Genomic DNA, 17,290 nt, shown 5'->3' with positions numbered 1-17,290 from the left:
TGGTTATTGTTAGTGTATTTCATTTTAAAGGAGGAATTTTTATGAATTTAACTGAAATGATATTATGCTCTCGTGATAATGATAAGAATTTTGATGATATTTATTTTAGATTTAAGAAAAAAATAGAGTTTTTAGTTGAGAGCTTTAATATAAAGCTATACAAGAATGATGTTATATTATTTCTTTGGCAGCTTACTAAAAAGATTAACGTTTCAAACTTTAAGTCTGAGCAAATGTTACAAGCATATATATCAGTTTCCTTAAAAAACTACTGTATAAGTATTTATAATAAGCACTGTAAAAATAATAAGATTATCTATAACTCAGTACTTACAAATATTGAAATTGATCAAAACTATAATGATAACTCTATAGAAGATTCTTCATTAGCTTTTGATGATTTAATTATAAACTTATCAGATAAGCAGAAAGAAGTTATAACTATGAGATATAAATATTGCCTATCAGATGATGAAATTGCTCGGTCTTTAAATATATCTAGGCAAGCAGTATATAAGAATAGAATAGCTGCATTAAATAAATTACATGAAACCTTAAGTTGTTAAATTTAATTTTTACATGGGGAGGTGTTCTAGATGGAAAGTAATATAATACAACTTGTAGCTACTCAAGGTGGATTTGCAGTATTATTTTCATATTTATTGTTTTATGTCTTAAAAGAAAATAGTAAACGTGAAGAAAATTATCAGGAAATAATTAAAAGGTTCTCTGATTCTCTACCTGAGATAAAAGAAGAAATAGAAACTTTAAATAGTAAACTTAAAAACTAATTTTTATGTTTTTAAATAAACTTATCAGCATAGCAAAAAAGTTGACTGGACTTATATACATGTTATAATTGTTAAAAGAGGTAAAAAATGTGATGAGATAATTTAATTATGCATGTAATATGTAAAACGTTATATAATTAAATAATATCTATCTATGCAAGGAGGATTAAATGCAACAAACCGTTAAGATAATGTTACATCTAATAATTATATCTGTTATTGCATATATAGGTCCAGATATATTAAATATATAACCTGAATCTAATTTATTTAGTTATTTAATATTTCTTATGCTAATTGAAGGCTTAATTGTTTTTTTCTTAAACGGAAAAATAAAATATTTAATAGCAATTTTTCAAATAATACTTGTAAACTGTATTTTATACTTTGAAGGATTTTTTATTTATGAAAGATTAAATAAATTATATGGATCATACTTTTGGTTTGAACAGCATTCTCCTTGGGATGCAAGCTTCATTACAATATTATTTTGTGTAGTATCAACTGTTCTTGCAGCACTAAGTTATATTTTTCTAAGGAAGTTTTCGACATTCTTAATACTAAAAATAAAAAAATAATTTTTTAAAATCTGGTACCTATAGACTAAACACTTTTTTATGTGCTCAGTCTATAGGAAATTATATTTATATAGTACATTAATCTAATTAAGGTGGTGTTCATATGGAGATAACATATTCAAATACATATGAAGATTTAATTGATATGTATAAATTCAGATATCTAAATGATAAATCTAACAAAAAAAGCTTAACTTTTGGAAAAATTTTAACTCTATTAATAATTATGCTTTCTTCTTTTATAATAGCTTTATTGATATTTGAATCTAGTGTATACGTCTATTATATATCAATCTGTATTAGCATATTTTGTGTTCTTTTTGCCTATAAAAGTAACTTTAATTTTTATAAACTTCGTGCTAATCATAATATTTCTAATATCCTAAAACAATTAGACTATAGTAATCTTCTAAATCCTATTACATTAACATTAACTGAAGAAAGTATAAAAAAAGAAAGAAATGGTTCAATTGATATAATCACTTGGAATCATGTGCAAGTTATTGAAAATTATAAAAATAAAATATACTTGAGATTTAAAAATAATGATGAAGTAATCATCCCAGAAGACACTTTTAAAGATAAAGGAGAAACGAAACTGTTTTTAGAATTTATCAATAGTCATGTCATTACAGCTTCTTAGTTTAACCTTTGGTTTATTTAGTTTTTTATAATTAAATAACTCTGTAATTATTAATAAAAGTATTTAAGAGGTGGAAAGTAAATATGAAAATAAATTATACTAATAATTTAGATGAGGTAGTGGAAATTAATCATGTTCTCTTAATGGATAGTCCTATAGTGAAAAGAAGGATTAATATGTGTAGGATTGTTTTGCCTATAATATTAGTAGTGTTTCTTTTAGTTTTAAACTTCTATTCTGGCATTGTATTTATAATAATTAAATGTACATATATATTATTAGCCTTATTACTCGCAGTATTCTATAAAAAATATTATGCAAGTAAACTATATAAAGTATTATATAGAAGAATAACAGAGTCTGAGGATTTATTAAAAAATATTACTTTAACTTTAAATGAAACTGGTATATGTAAAGAAGTAGATGGAGATATATTATCAACTCCTTGGAATGAAATTCAAAATATTAAACTTATAAACGAACATATAGTAATAAATCTAACTACCCATAAGTTTTTTGTAGTGCCTATAAGAGCATTTAGTAATGAAGCTGAGAAAAATTCCTTTGTGCAAATAATGAAAGATCATATTAATTACAACTAGTGCGGGAATCATGTAAAATAAAATGACATTTTTTAGATCTACATGGTTTTATTTTATTTAAATTTAGAATTTTATCATAGGATTATGCACAATGCTAATTTAAATAGAAATACGGAGGAATTGATATGAAAAAGGTTCTTAAAAATTTTCTGTGGTCTTTAGGCATTACTTTGCTGATTATATTAATAGCACTTGTGGGAAATGAGTTATTGACTCATAAAAATAATTTAATAACAAAAGAAGGATTTGTATTGTTTTCTCAGTATAATAATGTTTCAGATAGTATACCTAAGGTTCAAAACATACTAGAAAAGTTTCCTCAACTGAAGATATATTTAGAAAATGATTTAAACAAAAAAGTTAATGACCCGGAGACAATAAAGAAGTTTGGAAATATAGCTGGCCTTTATGAAAATAATAATATATATATAAGTACACTTAATAATAGTACGACTCTATTTCATGAACTTGGACATGCTATAGATGCCTATATGGGTTGTTATTCAGCGTTAGGATATGCAGCTGAGGATTTTAGATATACTTTATCTGCAAATGACGACTTTAAAAAGCTTTATGAAAAATATAAAAACACTTCTATATTTACGGAATACGGCAGAAACCCTTCCTCAGATACAAGAAAGTGCTTATCAGAAGGCTTTGCAGAGATGTTTGCAAACTATATATCTGATAGAAATAAGGTAGATAAGGAAGTTGCAACATATTTTGATAATATAGTAAAAATGATAAATGAGTTAAAACCAACAGAAGTGGTGCATTAGATATAAGGAAAAATTTAAAATATATTATGTCTTGTGTGTAACTTATAAAAACAACTAAATAAAAATATAATAAAGGACTGTTGAAAATTCAACAGTCCTTTATTATATAAAAATTTATCCGATAGCTAGCATCCGTAACACTCCAACTTCTTTAAGTTGGAGATAACGGCTGCACGCTCCTGGATAAGTTCAACTAAGATTCAGATGGGGATACACCCCACCTGAATCTTAGTTGAACTTGATATATTAATAAAAAGTCACTTATTTTAAGTTCACTCTTCTGAATTATTTTCTATCAAGTTGTAAATACACTCCTCCACCAGTTAAAATCAAAGTGTTTTTATCTTTTATATAGAAACTACAGCCCGTATATTTTTTAGAATTGATAACTTCTACTTCAGTAACGCTGTTACCTTTTATACCTAATTTATCTAAAGTAACATGATTCCTTGTCTCACTTGCAATAGTATCATTTGATACTGTCTTTTTCTGATAAATAGGATTAGTTATTATATTATTCAAGTCACTTACGTTTTCAGCAAAAGAGATTGACTGCTCCTTTGAGAAAATAACAGTTTTACCTATAATCTTATTTAAGTCTTCATCAGTAAAAGTTGTTACTTTATTACTTGCTAGTTTTTTATTAATAGTCCAAGTTCCATAAAATGATGGTCGAATCTCATTATTCTTTGAACCAGAGTCATTTTTAGTTGTTTCCTGTTTTGAATTTGAGTTATTATCCTTTGTGTTTTGTTGGTTTGAGTCTGAATTACTAGCTGTTGAATTATTATCAGTGTTATCATTTGCTGTTTGATCTTTTGAATTTACATCATTGTTTTGAGATGTGTTAGTCTTTGAAGAAGCATCCTTCACATCATTACTATTGCTACATCCACCTAAAAAAACACACATTAGAATTAGTATGGGTATTAATTTCTTTTTGATCATTACTTGCATCTCCTTTTAGGAGTATTTTACAGTAATAAACTCCAAAGAATGTAACAAAATGATTAATTTTGTATTTCGTTGTAATAACAGTTTAAACTTAATCTATCAATAGCTTACAATTAAATAAGTATTGTGGTGTAATTTTTATATTAGTTGATATTATAAATTTTATATTAGTTTGTACTAATTAAAGGTTATTTTTGAAAAAAGAATATATAAAGATTGAGATAGATACAATCATTAAAGTTAAAGGAGGCATATAAAAGGATTTATCGTAAGTGAATGCATAAGATATAACTTTAAAATAAGAGGCATTTAAGGTATAGCTATATAAGAAACTGTCTGTAGATGGCACTATAAAATACATAATGCTTTGAGGAATTAATATGGTGCAGATAATCAAAATACCATAGATTGTAACTGATATCTTATTATTCATTTTATTTGAAAGTAGTAGAATCATAATAGCTAATGATATTGTAAGTGAACTCGAATACATTAAACATTCTGTAATTGAACTTTTATCATTAAAATGAAAGACACAAGCTATGTTAAATATAGTGGCTATTGTTAAAATACTATAGATCATAATTGGGAGTATATTACCTACTTTACATGCAGGTAATGAGATTAAAATGGATAATATAATTAGTATTAATATTATAACTATATTTAGCAATGAAATTATATTATCTCCAATAAGAAATATACCATGTAGGAGACTCAACAAAATTGCTAATATTGATGATATTATACCTAATACACGCGCAATGGTATTCTTCATAAAAACCTCCTTTAACTATAAATACTTAGAATTTAAGTATCCTTCATATAATGATTTATCAAAACACCGTATACACAAAGATTGGTTTAAATCTAGTGGATATTCACTATCTCTCTTTATGTTTTATTTAATTAAATAATACTAGAAATTTTTGTCATGTAAGTATAGTAAGTTAGAACTAGTTTTTACGCCAATCATATCTCCCATTAGGCAAAGTAATTTTATGACCATTAATTATAACTGTATTATTACTTTCCCAGACTATAGCAGCCTTGTCTATTCTATAGTCCCAATAAATATTTTTTGGTTTATTGTTTGAAGCATCATTTATTATTACTTCACATCTAACAGAAAAACTAACTGTTGAGCCCCCTCCATTACAAACATACGCTTTTACAGTGTACTTATTATCAGGAGACTTTGATTCTGACAAGAAATCACCTTTTGGTAACTTCTGAAAATCATCAGATAGATTATTATTTATATAATATGAGATTGCATTATGAGTAAATAAAGTTCCTAAGAGCATAAAGATAACTATCCCGATAATTAAATATACTATATTTGTTTTATGCTTACTCATTTTATTACCTCCGTTTATATGTATTAAATACATATTTTTTACTCACAAGTTCTTTTGGATATTCTTAAAATATATCTATTAATCAGTTTACATCCAACTATAAAAAATGTAAATAATTATAAATGATCATATAAAGGAAATTGGTTGTGTTATAATTATGAATAATGGTAAAAGTTTAATAGTTATTATAAACATCATATATAGTAATAAAAATTAATCACGAAACAGTAGCAATTTTACTTATTAAAGATAAAGAATAAAATCTAAAATTCCAATAGCTAGGTGACTTTTATTGTTATAAATGCTAAACTTAGATGTAATTACTAAAGAAATAGGAAGTGATAAAATGCCTATAGGAAAAGGGATAAATTGCAAGTTTTGTCCGGATTATAATGTAAGCTGTAATGGTGATGCTACAGATTGCTTATGCTATGTATGTCCAAGAAACTTGGGCCAATGCATGTGTGTAAAGTATTGTAGAGAAACTGAGTCAGTATTATATTTTGAAAATAGTACAAAATCTTCATCTCAAGAAAATTATAAAGATTTGTATGAAGATTAAGATATATAAGGGGGCTTTAAGAGAATGAGTATAGTAGAGGAAAAACTAAAAGAATTAGAAGAATATTTAAAGGTTATTGAACATTATAATCAAGCTAGTGCTTTGGTGTATTGGGATATGACAACTGGAATGCCAGAGAAAGCATTGGATGATAGAGCGGAAACTATGTCATTTTTAGGATTGCAAGCACACAATTTATCTGTTGCACCTAAAATGGATGAATTAATAAAGTTTTTTGAAAGTCATGTAGAAGAGCTTGATGATGTTCACAAGAGAATGACAAGTGAGCTTAGAAAGGCTTATGATAAGAACAAAGTTTACCCAGAAGAGTTTATTAAGGAAATATCTCTAGCTTGTTCAAAAGGAGAAGCTGCTTGGGAAAAAGCAAAGAATGCAAATGACTTTGAAATCTTTAGACCACATCTACAAAAGATAGTGGATTTAACAAAGAAATCTATAACCTTTAAACCAGCTAAAAAGAATATATATGATTCATTATTAGATGATTATGAACCAGGGTTAACTGTTGAAAAACTTGATAAGGTTTTTGGAGATTTAAGAAACGGTATAGTAGAGATATTAAATAAAATTAAAGCTGCAGGAGTTGAAGTTGATAATTCTTTCTTTAAGAAGACTTTTTCTAAAGAATCTCAACAAAAGTTTAGCATAGAAGTTTTAAATAAAATGGGATTTGACTTTAAGGCTGGAAGATTAGATGAGAGTGAACATCCATATACAACTAACATGGGGAATAAGGATGTAAGAATAACTTCTCACTATTATGAAAATGAGTTTACTTTTGCATTATATTCAGCAATTCATGAAGGTGGTCACGCTATATATGAGCAAGATATTCCAGATTCTTTAAGAGGAACAGGATTAAATCAAGCTTCATCAATGGCCGTTCATGAATCTCAATCAAGATTTTATGAGAACATAGTTGGAAGAAGTAAAGCTTTTTGTAAGTATCTTTATAAGTCAGCAAAAGAACAATTTCCTCAATTTGCAGATGTAGATGAAGAAGGTTTCTATAAAGCAATTAATAAGGTAGAACCATCACTTATAAGAACTGAGGCTGATGAATTGACATATAGTCTTCATGTAATAATAAGATATGAAATAGAGAAGTTACTTATAAATGATAAGATAACTGTAGATGAATTACCAAGAGTTTGGAATGAAAAATATAAGGAATACTTAGGAATAGAACCTCCTACTGATACTGAAGGAGTACTTCAAGATGTTCACTGGGCGGGTGGCTCTTTTGGATATTTCCCAAGCTATGCTTTAGGTAATCTTTATGGAGCTCAAATGCTAAACAAGATGCTTAAGGATGTTCCTAATATATATGACGAAATTGCAGAAGGAAATTTAGATTCAGTTCATAAATGGTTAAGAACAAATGTACATGAATGTGCTTCATTATATGATCCAAGTGACTTAATTAAGAGAATTACTGGAGAAGAATTGAATGCTAAGTACTTCCTTGAGTATTTAGATAAGAAATTTAAGGACATCTATAATTATTAATAGTAGATTATTGATTTTGTGACACTGGATTTAGAGTGATGTATGGTTACTCTAAATTCAGTGTTTTTTGTACTTATATGATTCAGGTAGCTGTAGAAATATTTTGTGTTAGTATTTATTGGTATGAGTAAATAAAGATTAACATTAAGAGTATATTAATCTATAGATGATTGAATACTGTATGTAATAATAAGGCTTACATTGATAGAAGTTTACTGGAAAATAGAAAAGTTTAATAAATCGACAAAAAGATACGTATAAATATAATGATAATTCTGTGTAAATCTTAAATTAATATTAAATCGTTAAACTTGTATTGAAGTGGAAACACACTGGTGCTATTATTAGTACAATATATTGAACAATAATATAAATTTGGGGGTTATTTTATGCACAAAAAATTATTTATTCCAGGACCAGTAGAGGTTCGACAGCAGGTTTTAGAGAAGATGGCAACGCCTATGATTGGGCACAGAAGTAAAGAAGCATCAGAGCTTCAAAGAAGAATAAGTGATAACTTAAGGAAATTATTTTATACTGAAAGTGAAATTCTAATCTCAACATCATCAGGTAGTGGGCTTATGGAAGGGGCGATAAGATCCTGTACTTTGAAAAAAGCAGCAGTATTTTCTGTTGGAGCATTCGGTAAGAGATGGTATGAAATTGCATTAAGCAACAATGTGCCAGCAGATAAGTTTGATTTTCCTTTAGGGCAAGCTGTAGATCCAGCAAAGGTAGATGAAGTTTTGGCTACAGGAGAATATGATTTAATTACAATTACTCATAACGAAACATCAACAGGAATTATGAATCCTATAGAAGAAATAGCTGAGGTTGCTAAAAAGTATCCCAACGTAATATTCTGCGTTGATACAGTTAGTTCCGCAGGAGGAACAAAGATTGAAGTTGATAAATTAGGCATAGATATTTGCATAACTTCAAGCCAAAAAGCATTAGCATTGCCACCAGGACTTGCAGTATGTACATTTTCAGAGAAGGCAAGAGCAAGAGCAGAAAAAGTTCAATTCAGAGGAACATATCTAGATTTACTATCATTATATAAATATATTAAGAAGAAAGATTATCAATACCCATCAACACCATCTTTATCACATATGTTTGCTTTAGATTATGAGTTAGATTATATACTAAATGTTGAAGGATTAGAAAATAGATTCAACAGACATATAGAAATGGCAACTGTAGTTAGAGAATGGGCTGAGAGATACTTTGAAATATTCCCAGACAAGAGATATTTATCAAACACATTAACCACAATAAAAAATACTAGGGGCATAAGTGTATCAGAATTAAATAAGGAGCTTGGAAGAAGAGGGTTCCAAATTTCTAATGGATATGGAGATTTAAAAGAAAAAACTTTTAGAATAGCTCATATGGCAGATATGACAGTAGCAGACGTAAAAGAACTTTTATTAAATATAAATGAAATACTTGCATTAGAATAAATTTGTGGAAAAGCAATAAGTAATTTGTGGGGGTTTTTAAATATGAAGAAAGTTTTGATAGCAGATGGATTGCAGAAAAATGCAGTTGAGCAGCTTAAAGATCTTGGCATAGAAGTTATAGAAAGACATTTTGAACAAGAAGAACTTGGGGAAGCATTAAAAGAATTTGATGCAGTGGTAATAAGATCAGCATCAAAAATAAATAAGGCTGTACTTGATAAAGAATTAGGTGGCAAATTAAAGTTAATAATAAGAGGAGGAGTAGGAGTAGATAATATAGATGTGGATTATGCCGTGAAAAATGGAATAATTGTAAAGAATACTCCTAATGCTAGCTCAGTTTCAGTAGCAGAACTAGCGATTGCTCATATCTTTGCCTTAGCTAGGTTTATTAATATATCCAATGTTACTATGAGGGATGGTAAATGGAATAAAAAGAAATATGTTGGTACAGAAATCACAGGGAAAACTCTTGGTGTTGTAGGACTCGGAAGAATTGGAAGAGAAACTGCTAAAAGAGCAGCTGCACTTGGAATGAAGGTTATATATTTTGATTTCATAGGAGAAATTCCTGGGGTTAGTGAATATGAGTATTATAAATTGGATGAATTATTAGCTAAATCAGATTTTATTTCATTACATGTACCTTATGATGCTAAACAAGGCTCATTAATAGGCAAGGAAGAATTTGCAAAAATGAAAGAAGGAGCTTATATTATAAATTGTGCAAGAGGTAAAGTCGTAGATGAAGCAGCTTTATTAGAAGCTTTAAATTCAGGAAAAGTAGCTGGAGCGGGAATAGATGTATTTGAGCAGGAGCCAACACAGAATTTAGAATTAGTATCTCATCCTAAAGTTAGTGTTACTCCTCATATAGGAGCTTCAACAAATGAAGCACAAGAAAAGATAGGAGAAGAAGTGGTTAATATTATTAAGGAGTTCTTCAATCTATAAAAATTGTTAACTAACGTTTAGATGGAGATTAAGTTGCATATGAATAAGGTTCACTTTATCCGATAGCTAGCATCCGTAACACTCCAACTTTTTTAAGTTGGAGATAACGGCTGCACGCTCCTGGATAAGTTCAACTAAGATTCAGATGGGGATCAAACCCCACCTGAATCAAGTTTCACTTGATAAAAGACTGTTTAACTCTCATAAAGGAGGAGAAAAAAGGTGGCAATATTAAGGGCATTTAAGGCGATAAGGCCTACAAAGGAATTAGCAAAGGACGTAGCAGCATTACCTTATGATGTAATGGATTCAGATGAAGCTAGAGAAATGGTTAAAGATAAGCCTTACTCATTCCTTCATGTAGATAAAGCAGAGGTAGATTTACCTGTAGATATTGATGTTTATGATAGTAGGGTTTATGAGAAGGCAAGGGAAAATTTAAACTCTATGATTGAAAAAGGAGTTTTAATTAAGGACAAAAATCCTAGTTTATATATTTACAGACAAGTAATGAATGGGCATCCTCAGACAGGTATTGTGGGCTGTGTATCTATTGATGAATATGAAAAAAACAAGATAAAGAAGCATGAGTTTACAAGACCTGAAAAGGAACAGGATCGAATAAATCATGTAGAGAATTGTAATGCTAATACAGGTCCAATATTCTTAAGCTATAATGGAAAATCAGATATAAATGCATTAATTGATATGTGGACAAAAAAGCAGCCAGAATATGACTTTGTATCTGAAGATGGAATTCAGCATGTGGTTTGGGTAATTGACAATGAAGAAGTAATAGCAGAGATTATCAATAAGTTTAAGTCTGTAGAAAATTTTTATATAGCAGATGGACATCATAGAGCTGCCTCAGCAGTGAAGGTTGGTTTAAAGAAAAGACTTGAAAATCCTAATTATACTGGAAATGAAGAATTTAATTTTTTCTTAGGAGTTTTATTTCCAGCAGAACAACTGCATATTCTTGACTATAATAGAGTAGTAAAAGATTTGAATGGGTACTCAGAAGAGGAAATTATCAATAAAGTTAGTGAAGCCTTTGAAGTGGTTCCTTGTGAGAATCATGGAAGCTATAAACCACAAAATAAGCACCAATTTGGTATGTATCTAAACAAGAAATGGTATGCACTCAAAGCTAAGGGTGGGAGTTTTGATGAAAGTAACCCAATAGAAAGTTTAGATGTGGCTATTCTACAAAATAACTTACTATCACCTATTTTAGATATAGGTGACCCAAGAACTGATAAGAGAATAGATTTTATAGGTGGCATAAGAGGAATGAAGGAACTTGAAAGAAGAGCAAATTCAGATATGAAGATAGCCTTTTCAATGTATCCAACTACAATGCAAGATATAATTGATGTAGCAGACATGGGGAAGGTTATGCCTCCAAAATCAACATGGTTTGAACCAAAGTTGAGAAGTGGGCTGTTTATTCATGAACTTGAGTAGTTGTCCATCTCACAAACTAAAAGACCTAAGAAAAGCAGTTGCTTTTCTTAGGTCTTTTGTATTATGAATAGTGATGTTGAAATCCACTAATTTTGTATTTTCATTAAAATTAAGCCTATTATCTGATTTTGCCGATCCATTTTTAGTTAGTTTTTAATCATCTAATCTAGCCTTACAAATCATATTATCTTTATTGAAAACATAATTTTGGTGATAAGTTACAATACGTTCTTTACGATTAGAATCATAAGTTATATGAATTTTTACACTAAGTTTCACATCAATGAAATTCTCAGGAGTCTTAGTTAGTGTTTGAATATCAATGCTTTGAAGAGTATCAATCTGTTTATCTTTCTTATAGCTGTCTATATCTCTTGCAATTTCTTCATTACTTACGTGATGCTCTAAACGACAGTAATCATTGAGAACTTTATCATGCAATTCTAATGTGAAATTATTATAATTTAGGTTCATTGTAAGGTTAGCAACTTTTTCTGTGAGTTTAATTACTTTTTCTTTTTCAGTTTCAGATATATTCCCTATAATTTTTGCATTTTTTGAATTTGCTTTTGTGCTAAATACGTCATTCTTATTAGTATTTTTATTTCTAATAATATTAGTTATCTTAAAGGCAGCTATGAGTGCTGCTATTAATACAATCAAAGTGCATATTGTAATTATAAGTCTTTTTTTCATGTCGAAAATCTCCTTACTTTTAGTCTAATGATAAATACTATTAAATACGCACATTTGGGCTTTTATCTAGTATTTTACAGAAGATGCGTCCAAAAATCAAATATCTTTATTATGTGACTTGCGCAAGTAAAAGGAAATATGGGAAGTAAGAAGTTGGTTGCATTTTAGTGAGAATACTTTTACTTCAAAATCTAAAATTGATGTATAATATAAACATAAATATAAATTTATGTGTTTTTAGGAGGGGAAAATGAATAATTATAATGAGACTATTTCGTTTTGGAATAACATATTTGGTGATCAAACTCCAAAGCATTATAATGATGAAACAAGGCTTCATGAGGATTTAGAAGGTGGAATTAAGTGGTTAACTGACGGGACAACAAATATTTTGGACTATGGTTGCGGAAGCGGTGCAATTTTATTTAGATGCACAGCTAATAAGAATATATCAAAATGTTTAGGAATGGATATTTCTGAAAAGGCAGTAGAGTTAGGCAAGGCTACAGCGAGATTAAACAATTTAGATGATGTAGTGGAATTTTGTTGTGGTGGAGTAGAAGAGTTAAGAGGAATTGAAGAGAATTGTTTTGATGGAGCAATACTATCTAATATAGTTGACAATATTACGCCTGAGGATGCTGAAGTTGTTATAGAAAATGTTAGCAGAATACTTAAACCAAAAGGAAAATTATTATTAAAGCTAAATCCATATTTGTCAGCAGAGCAACTAGATGAATGTGGATGTAAATTAATTGGGGATAATCTTTATGAAGAAACAGAAGGAATTTATCTATGGAATTGTAGTACAAGCCAATGGAAAGAATATATAGAAAGGTATTTTATTATTGAGGACTATAAGGAAATACATTTTCAACAATTTAATCAGTATAACAGATTGTTTCTTTTAACCAAGAGAAGATAAGTTAAAAGAGTGGCTTCATTTGAACATAAGTTGATAAAAGTATACGGAACATAGATATTTAAGTTCAAAAAAGTTTTTGCTGACAATATAAACATATTTGTGCAAGTTAAGTTGCGAAGTCTACCTTAAATTTTTATATACTTTAGTTGAAGGGAGGGAAGGACATGGATTGGATACAAAAAATGAATCAAGCACTCACTTATATAGAAGAGAATTTGACAGAAGAAATTGATTTTGGAGTGGTTGCACAAAAAGCATGTTGTTCATCATATAACTTTCAAAGGATGTTTTCTTTTATAACTGACATTACTCTTGCTGAGTATATAAGACGAAGACGGTTAACCAAGGCAGCTTTTGAATTGCAAAACAGTGATATAAAGATTATTGATTTAGCAATGAAATATGGATATGATTCACCAGTATCTTTCTCAAGAGCATTCCATAGTATACATGGAATCACTCCAAACAAGGCGAGAGAAGAGGGTGTACAGCTAAAAGCCTATCCTAGACTTTCCTTTCAAATAACAATTAAAGGAGTAAGTGAAATGAATTATAGGATTGAGACAAAACCAGAATTTCAGGTTTATGGAGTTGAAGGAATCTTCGACAATGAGGGATGTAATGATACAGTCCCTAAGTTTTGGGATAAGTTTTGTGAGAAAAATCAGGGGGATAGGTTAATTAAATCTTTAGGGAAAGATCCAAAGACAACAGAAGGGGTAATACATGCTATATGTGGATATAGAAATATAAGTGATAAAGCTTTTCCATATATGATTTGTGCCTTCAAAACCCCAGAAGCAAACACAGAAGGATATACAGTTGTAGATGTTCCAGCAGCAACTTGGGCGATATTCACATCTGAAAAACATGGAAGAGATAAGGTTACAGAAGCCACCCAAAATTTGAATGCACGTATTTATACAGAGTGGGCTCCAAATTCCTCTTATGAAATAATTGAAGGATTTGACTTAGAAATATATAGATTTGATGGTGACAAGTGTTATGAGGAGATTTGGGTTAGAGTGAAACCAGCTTCAAATAAATAAAATTGTTGTTTAGTAAAGTTCAAGATACTATTGACGGTTCAGTAGTATCTTGAACTTTAATATTTATAAGTGGTTTTTTAACGTAAATTGATGCAACACCGCATTTTATCTATAAATGTTTATATAGTTTTATAGTTTTATGTATAAATATATTTAAATATTTATAGGTTTATATTTACTTTTTTGTAACTAAGGTGCTATGCACAAGGTATATAATTTAAAAATAGCCAGTTTTATGAAATGAGTAGTAGTTTTAAATATCAACACAACAATTAATAATTGTTGTTTGGATTGTGATTCTGGAGGGATACAAATGGATAAGTTAAAAAAGTATGTAGTGTATATAGGGATTTTCTTAATAGTAACTTTAGTGACATTTCCAATGTTGTTGCTATATACACCATTTTTCAAAAATGCTAGAAAGGTATATGTGGCATCAGCAATGTGCACAACAAGTCATCAATGGCTAGCAACCAAATTTTTATCAGATGAAAAAATTAAAGATATTTTAAACAGTGAGGACAAAAAGGTTTCAGCTGATAAAGAAAACACAAGTATTGTGCAAATACCAAAAAATAATGATAATGCTATAGATTTCGTTAAGATTAATAATTCTAGATATACTGGATATTGTTTGATTATACACAATCCTAGAAGAGTTAAGGTTGCAGCATCAGAAGAAGGTGGTACAAAAGGAGAACTTATAGAGAAAATAGTTAATAAGAATAGTGCTATCTGCGGAATTAATGGAGGTGGCTTTTCACAGGATATTGGTACTAATAAAAATAAGCCTCTTGGAATTATAATGTCTGAAGGAAGACTTATATATCCAAAGTCAGAGGATAAGGTAGATTTTAATAGATTGTGCTTAGGAGCAATAAATAAGCAAGGTTTATTAATAGTAGGCAAATATACATTTGAAGAGTTGAAAAAAATGAATGTACAAGAAGCTATTAGTTTTGGTCCAGTTTTAATTAAAGATGGGAAAGCCATACCTATAGAGAATGATATAGCCTGGGGAGGTGGAAGTGCAATGAATCCGAAGGCACTAATTGGTCAGAAGCAAGATGGATCTATAATTTTAATGGTGCTAACAGGGCATTTAAATTCTATGATTTGTGCTACTTTAAATGAAGCTCAACAGCTTATGTTAGATTTAGGGGCTGTAAATGCTATGAACCTTGATGGGGGTAACTCTGTCATAATGTATAAAGATGGACAACTAGTTAATACACCATCTAAACAATCAGAATTGAGACACTTATCATCAGCTATAATAGTGAAATAGGGGGCAATACGATGAAAATGAAGATTGAAAAAAAAGTAGGATTAATAGTATTGGGTTCACTAATAGTGCAAATAGCAGTTTTAACTTTTTTAGATAAGTATTATTTAGTAGATAATTATAAGTTTCAGGTAACTTATTTAGATAACAGTGCATTGAAGGAAAATAAGGAGTTGCAAAATAAACTGGAGTCTAAGGACCATAACTACATAATATATCATAATGAGAAAATAATAAAATTAGTAAATAAAAAATCAAATGAAACAAACTATATAAGTCTTGAAGAGGGCAACAGACTACAAGATATAAAATGGTCAGAAGATAATAAGCAAGTCCTCATAACAGAACAATCAAATAATAATAAACAACTAAAAAGGTATTCATACGATATAGATAAGGGGATAAAGAAAGAAATTAAATAGAGATATGATTTTAAAAATATTTTGCTTAAAGTTTATAGTTTAAGAAATTAGTAAACAAAATCCTATAACAAATACTGAACAAAGGTAATTGTTATAGGATTTTGTTTTATTTCTTAACACCAATTTTTTGCAATTGTTCATTTAAATAAGCTGCATCCTTTTTGTTGTTAGTGACATACCAAAAAAAGTGCAATATATAAAAAAGAACATACAAGCTTAGGAATTCAGCTTGATATAATGTAGAGTTAGGAATCCAACCTGCATATTTAATAAAATGAATGATTGGTATATAAGTAATAACAAAATGCACTAGAGTACGAATGATTAATGACCACTTTTCAATATCAAACAAAACACTACCTGCAAAGGCAATAAAACCAATTATAACAGAACTTGTGAAGTATTTTGTTAGAATGGTTATATCTAAAGTAATGGAACTATACCCGTTAAGTAACAAGATAGCTAATAGTACAATTACAGTTAGTGAAATGCTAATTAAAATTCCTAATAATCCTCTTTTTAAAATTGATTTTATCATATACATTCACCTCAAAAACTTAATTTTTCTTTGATTTTTTTCAGATACCTTCTAGAAACATATTCCTTTGTATTATCATTAAAATTAATACATAGTAGTCCATTGTGCATAGCTTGAAAACTTTCTATATAAGAAATGTTTACTATAGCTGAATTGGAGATTCTAATAAAGTTTTCTGATTTTAGAAGTTCTTCTAACTCGTAAAGAGTGTATTTTAGCATAAATAATTTTTCTTTTTGACGTGCAATAATCTTTTTATTTTCACTGTATATTTCATAAATTTTGCTGGCATTCAATAGATGAACTTTATTATCGTAAGTACCTTTTAATGTGACGTTTTTTTCATATAATTTATCTAAGATTGAGTTAACCTCTTCATTAATTTCTTTTGTATGGATTTCCACTTGAATTTCGTCTATAGTTTCATCAATTTTAACAGATACTTGCATTTTTTCTCCCTCCTTTATTACATTATATGTCATTTAAGGGAGTTTTCATATGGTTTCTGTATAGGTGGCAGTTATATGAAGATAGTTGGTTTCGAATATAAATAACCCCTAGTGTTTAACTTTTTTTAGTTATATAATTATATGTGAGTAATTTATTTTGGAATTTTAAATTAATGTTTTTAATCTAATTTGTGGTGGTATAGGTCTAGCATTTAATGATTAATCCAGTTTTATGAAAG

General features: G+C 28.8%; 20 protein-coding genes. 14 read left to right on the top strand and 6 right to left on the bottom strand.

Annotation, left to right across the window (positions count from 1 at the left end; translation table 11 throughout):
* Positions 1 to 41 precede the first annotated feature (41 nt).
* The 5 genes from OCU47_RS18185 (at position 42) to OCU47_RS18165 (ending at position 3,393) form a co-directional block, all read left to right on the top strand.
* On the top strand, positions 42 to 566 hold the full coding sequence (locus tag OCU47_RS18185; protein WP_261830006.1) for a sigma factor-like helix-turn-helix DNA-binding protein: 525 nt from the start codon (positions 42 to 44) through the stop codon (positions 564 to 566).
* A 30-nt stretch (positions 567 to 596) separates the two neighbouring features.
* Positions 597 to 791, top strand: coding sequence for a BhlA/UviB family holin-like peptide (locus OCU47_RS18180; RefSeq protein WP_261830005.1), 195 nt, complete (start codon positions 597 to 599; stop codon positions 789 to 791).
* A 681-nt stretch (positions 792 to 1,472) separates the two neighbouring features.
* Positions 1,473 to 2,012: a hypothetical protein gene (locus OCU47_RS18175; protein ID WP_261830004.1), complete on the top strand. Its 540-nt coding sequence runs from the start codon at positions 1,473 to 1,475 to the stop codon at positions 2,010 to 2,012.
* Positions 2,013 to 2,095: 83 nt separating this feature from the next.
* Positions 2,096 to 2,614 (top strand): YcxB family protein, encoded by a 519-nt coding sequence (locus OCU47_RS18170; RefSeq protein ID WP_261830003.1) that lies wholly within the window; start codon positions 2,096 to 2,098, stop codon positions 2,612 to 2,614.
* A 125-nt stretch (positions 2,615 to 2,739) separates the two neighbouring features.
* Entirely contained in the window at positions 2,740 to 3,393 is a 654-nt protein-coding gene (locus OCU47_RS18165; RefSeq protein ID WP_261830002.1) for a hypothetical protein, read from the top strand.
* A 285-nt stretch (positions 3,394 to 3,678) separates the two neighbouring features.
* Here the strand turns inward: OCU47_RS18165 and OCU47_RS18160 are convergent, their stop codons facing one another.
* The 3 genes from OCU47_RS18160 to OCU47_RS18150 all read right to left on the bottom strand — a co-directional run bounded on the left by OCU47_RS18160 (position 3,679) and on the right by OCU47_RS18150 (position 5,708).
* Positions 3,679 to 4,341, bottom strand: a complete 663-nt coding sequence (locus OCU47_RS18160) for a hypothetical protein (protein ID WP_261830001.1) — start codon at positions 4,339 to 4,341, stop codon at positions 3,679 to 3,681.
* Between the two features lie 187 nt (positions 4,342 to 4,528).
* Positions 4,529 to 5,125, bottom strand: coding sequence for a hypothetical protein (locus OCU47_RS18155; protein ID WP_261830000.1), 597 nt, complete (start codon positions 5,123 to 5,125; stop codon positions 4,529 to 4,531).
* Positions 5,126 to 5,303: 178 nt separating this feature from the next.
* The gene (locus tag OCU47_RS18150; RefSeq protein ID WP_261829999.1) at positions 5,304 to 5,708 is read right to left on the bottom strand and encodes a DUF5412 family protein; all 405 of its coding nucleotides are present in this window, start codon (positions 5,706 to 5,708) and stop codon (positions 5,304 to 5,306) included.
* 346 nt (positions 5,709 to 6,054) lie between these two features.
* Between OCU47_RS18150 and OCU47_RS18145 the strand changes: the two genes are divergently transcribed.
* The 5 genes from OCU47_RS18145 to OCU47_RS18125 all read left to right on the top strand — a co-directional run bounded on the left by OCU47_RS18145 (position 6,055) and on the right by OCU47_RS18125 (position 11,687).
* Positions 6,055 to 6,270, top strand: coding sequence for a hypothetical protein (locus OCU47_RS18145; RefSeq protein WP_261829998.1), 216 nt, complete (start codon positions 6,055 to 6,057; stop codon positions 6,268 to 6,270).
* A 24-nt stretch (positions 6,271 to 6,294) separates the two neighbouring features.
* The gene (locus tag OCU47_RS18140; protein WP_261829997.1) at positions 6,295 to 7,800 is read left to right on the top strand and encodes a carboxypeptidase M32; all 1,506 of its coding nucleotides are present in this window, start codon (positions 6,295 to 6,297) and stop codon (positions 7,798 to 7,800) included.
* A 389-nt stretch (positions 7,801 to 8,189) separates the two neighbouring features.
* The gene (locus OCU47_RS18135; protein WP_261829996.1) at positions 8,190 to 9,266 is read left to right on the top strand and encodes a pyridoxal-phosphate-dependent aminotransferase family protein; all 1,077 of its coding nucleotides are present in this window, start codon (positions 8,190 to 8,192) and stop codon (positions 9,264 to 9,266) included.
* Positions 9,267 to 9,308: 42 nt separating this feature from the next.
* On the top strand, positions 9,309 to 10,220 hold the full coding sequence (locus OCU47_RS18130) for a D-2-hydroxyacid dehydrogenase (protein WP_261829995.1): 912 nt from the start codon (positions 9,309 to 9,311) through the stop codon (positions 10,218 to 10,220).
* A gap of 222 nt (positions 10,221 to 10,442) precedes the next feature.
* The gene (locus tag OCU47_RS18125) at positions 10,443 to 11,687 is read left to right on the top strand and encodes a DUF1015 domain-containing protein (protein WP_261829994.1); all 1,245 of its coding nucleotides are present in this window, start codon (positions 10,443 to 10,445) and stop codon (positions 11,685 to 11,687) included.
* A 153-nt stretch (positions 11,688 to 11,840) separates the two neighbouring features.
* Here the strand turns inward: OCU47_RS18125 and OCU47_RS18120 are convergent, their stop codons facing one another.
* Positions 11,841 to 12,383: a hypothetical protein gene (locus OCU47_RS18120; RefSeq protein ID WP_261829993.1), complete on the bottom strand. Its 543-nt coding sequence runs from the start codon at positions 12,381 to 12,383 to the stop codon at positions 11,841 to 11,843.
* A 250-nt stretch (positions 12,384 to 12,633) separates the two neighbouring features.
* Here OCU47_RS18120 and OCU47_RS18115 point away from each other — a divergent pair, with 250 nt between their 5' ends.
* From OCU47_RS18115 to OCU47_RS18100, 4 genes are all read left to right on the top strand, one after another.
* Entirely contained in the window at positions 12,634 to 13,308 is a 675-nt protein-coding gene (locus tag OCU47_RS18115; protein ID WP_261829992.1) for a class I SAM-dependent methyltransferase, read from the top strand.
* A gap of 164 nt (positions 13,309 to 13,472) precedes the next feature.
* Positions 13,473 to 14,357 (top strand): AraC family transcriptional regulator, encoded by an 885-nt coding sequence (locus OCU47_RS18110; RefSeq protein WP_261829991.1) that lies wholly within the window; start codon positions 13,473 to 13,475, stop codon positions 14,355 to 14,357.
* 313 nt (positions 14,358 to 14,670) lie between these two features.
* Positions 14,671 to 15,645: a phosphodiester glycosidase family protein gene (locus OCU47_RS18105; protein ID WP_261829990.1), complete on the top strand. Its 975-nt coding sequence runs from the start codon at positions 14,671 to 14,673 to the stop codon at positions 15,643 to 15,645.
* 11 nt (positions 15,646 to 15,656) lie between these two features.
* Entirely contained in the window at positions 15,657 to 16,064 is a 408-nt protein-coding gene (locus tag OCU47_RS18100; protein ID WP_261829989.1) for a hypothetical protein, read from the top strand.
* Between the two features lie 106 nt (positions 16,065 to 16,170).
* Here the strand turns inward: OCU47_RS18100 and OCU47_RS18095 are convergent, their stop codons facing one another.
* Together OCU47_RS18095 and OCU47_RS18090 are read right to left on the bottom strand one after the other, a co-directional pair.
* Positions 16,171 to 16,602 (bottom strand): DUF3021 domain-containing protein, encoded by a 432-nt coding sequence (locus tag OCU47_RS18095; RefSeq protein ID WP_261829988.1) that lies wholly within the window; start codon positions 16,600 to 16,602, stop codon positions 16,171 to 16,173.
* Between the two features lie 11 nt (positions 16,603 to 16,613).
* Entirely contained in the window at positions 16,614 to 17,051 is a 438-nt protein-coding gene (locus tag OCU47_RS18090; protein ID WP_261829987.1) for a LytTR family DNA-binding domain-containing protein, read from the bottom strand.
* Between the last annotated feature and the right edge of the window lie 239 nt (positions 17,052 to 17,290).

The organism is Clostridium sp. TW13, from assembly GCF_024345225.1.
Classification (GTDB): domain Bacteria; phylum Bacillota; class Clostridia; order Clostridiales; family Clostridiaceae; genus Inconstantimicrobium; species Inconstantimicrobium mannanitabidum.
This window is presented reverse-complemented; position numbering and strand designations above follow the sequence as displayed.

Coding starts and splice junctions, on each gene's coding strand:
- OCU47_RS18120 (WP_261829993.1), bottom strand. CDS start 12,383: ATGAAAAAAAGACTTATAATTACAATATGCACTTTGATTGTATTAATA.
- OCU47_RS18180 (WP_261830005.1), top strand. CDS start 597: ATGGAAAGTAATATAATACAACTTGTAGCTACTCAAGGTGGATTTGCA.
- OCU47_RS18185 (WP_261830006.1), top strand. CDS start 42: ATGAATTTAACTGAAATGATATTATGCTCTCGTGATAATGATAAGAAT.
- OCU47_RS18090 (WP_261829987.1), bottom strand. CDS start 17,051: ATGCAAGTATCTGTTAAAATTGATGAAACTATAGACGAAATTCAAGTG.
- OCU47_RS18115 (WP_261829992.1), top strand. CDS start 12,634: ATGAATAATTATAATGAGACTATTTCGTTTTGGAATAACATATTTGGT.
- OCU47_RS18130 (WP_261829995.1), top strand. CDS start 9,309: ATGAAGAAAGTTTTGATAGCAGATGGATTGCAGAAAAATGCAGTTGAG.
- OCU47_RS18140 (WP_261829997.1), top strand. CDS start 6,295: ATGAGTATAGTAGAGGAAAAACTAAAAGAATTAGAAGAATATTTAAAG.
- OCU47_RS18150 (WP_261829999.1), bottom strand. CDS start 5,708: ATGAGTAAGCATAAAACAAATATAGTATATTTAATTATCGGGATAGTT.
- OCU47_RS18095 (WP_261829988.1), bottom strand. CDS start 16,602: ATGATAAAATCAATTTTAAAAAGAGGATTATTAGGAATTTTAATTAGC.
- OCU47_RS18175 (WP_261830004.1), top strand. CDS start 1,473: ATGGAGATAACATATTCAAATACATATGAAGATTTAATTGATATGTAT.
- OCU47_RS18100 (WP_261829989.1), top strand. CDS start 15,657: ATGAAAATGAAGATTGAAAAAAAAGTAGGATTAATAGTATTGGGTTCA.
- OCU47_RS18105 (WP_261829990.1), top strand. CDS start 14,671: ATGGATAAGTTAAAAAAGTATGTAGTGTATATAGGGATTTTCTTAATA.
- OCU47_RS18145 (WP_261829998.1), top strand. CDS start 6,055: ATGCCTATAGGAAAAGGGATAAATTGCAAGTTTTGTCCGGATTATAAT.
- OCU47_RS18160 (WP_261830001.1), bottom strand. CDS start 4,341: ATGATCAAAAAGAAATTAATACCCATACTAATTCTAATGTGTGTTTTT.
- OCU47_RS18165 (WP_261830002.1), top strand. CDS start 2,740: ATGAAAAAGGTTCTTAAAAATTTTCTGTGGTCTTTAGGCATTACTTTG.
- OCU47_RS18135 (WP_261829996.1), top strand. CDS start 8,190: ATGCACAAAAAATTATTTATTCCAGGACCAGTAGAGGTTCGACAGCAG.
- OCU47_RS18170 (WP_261830003.1), top strand. CDS start 2,096: ATGAAAATAAATTATACTAATAATTTAGATGAGGTAGTGGAAATTAAT.
- OCU47_RS18155 (WP_261830000.1), bottom strand. CDS start 5,125: ATGAAGAATACCATTGCGCGTGTATTAGGTATAATATCATCAATATTA.
- OCU47_RS18110 (WP_261829991.1), top strand. CDS start 13,473: ATGGATTGGATACAAAAAATGAATCAAGCACTCACTTATATAGAAGAG.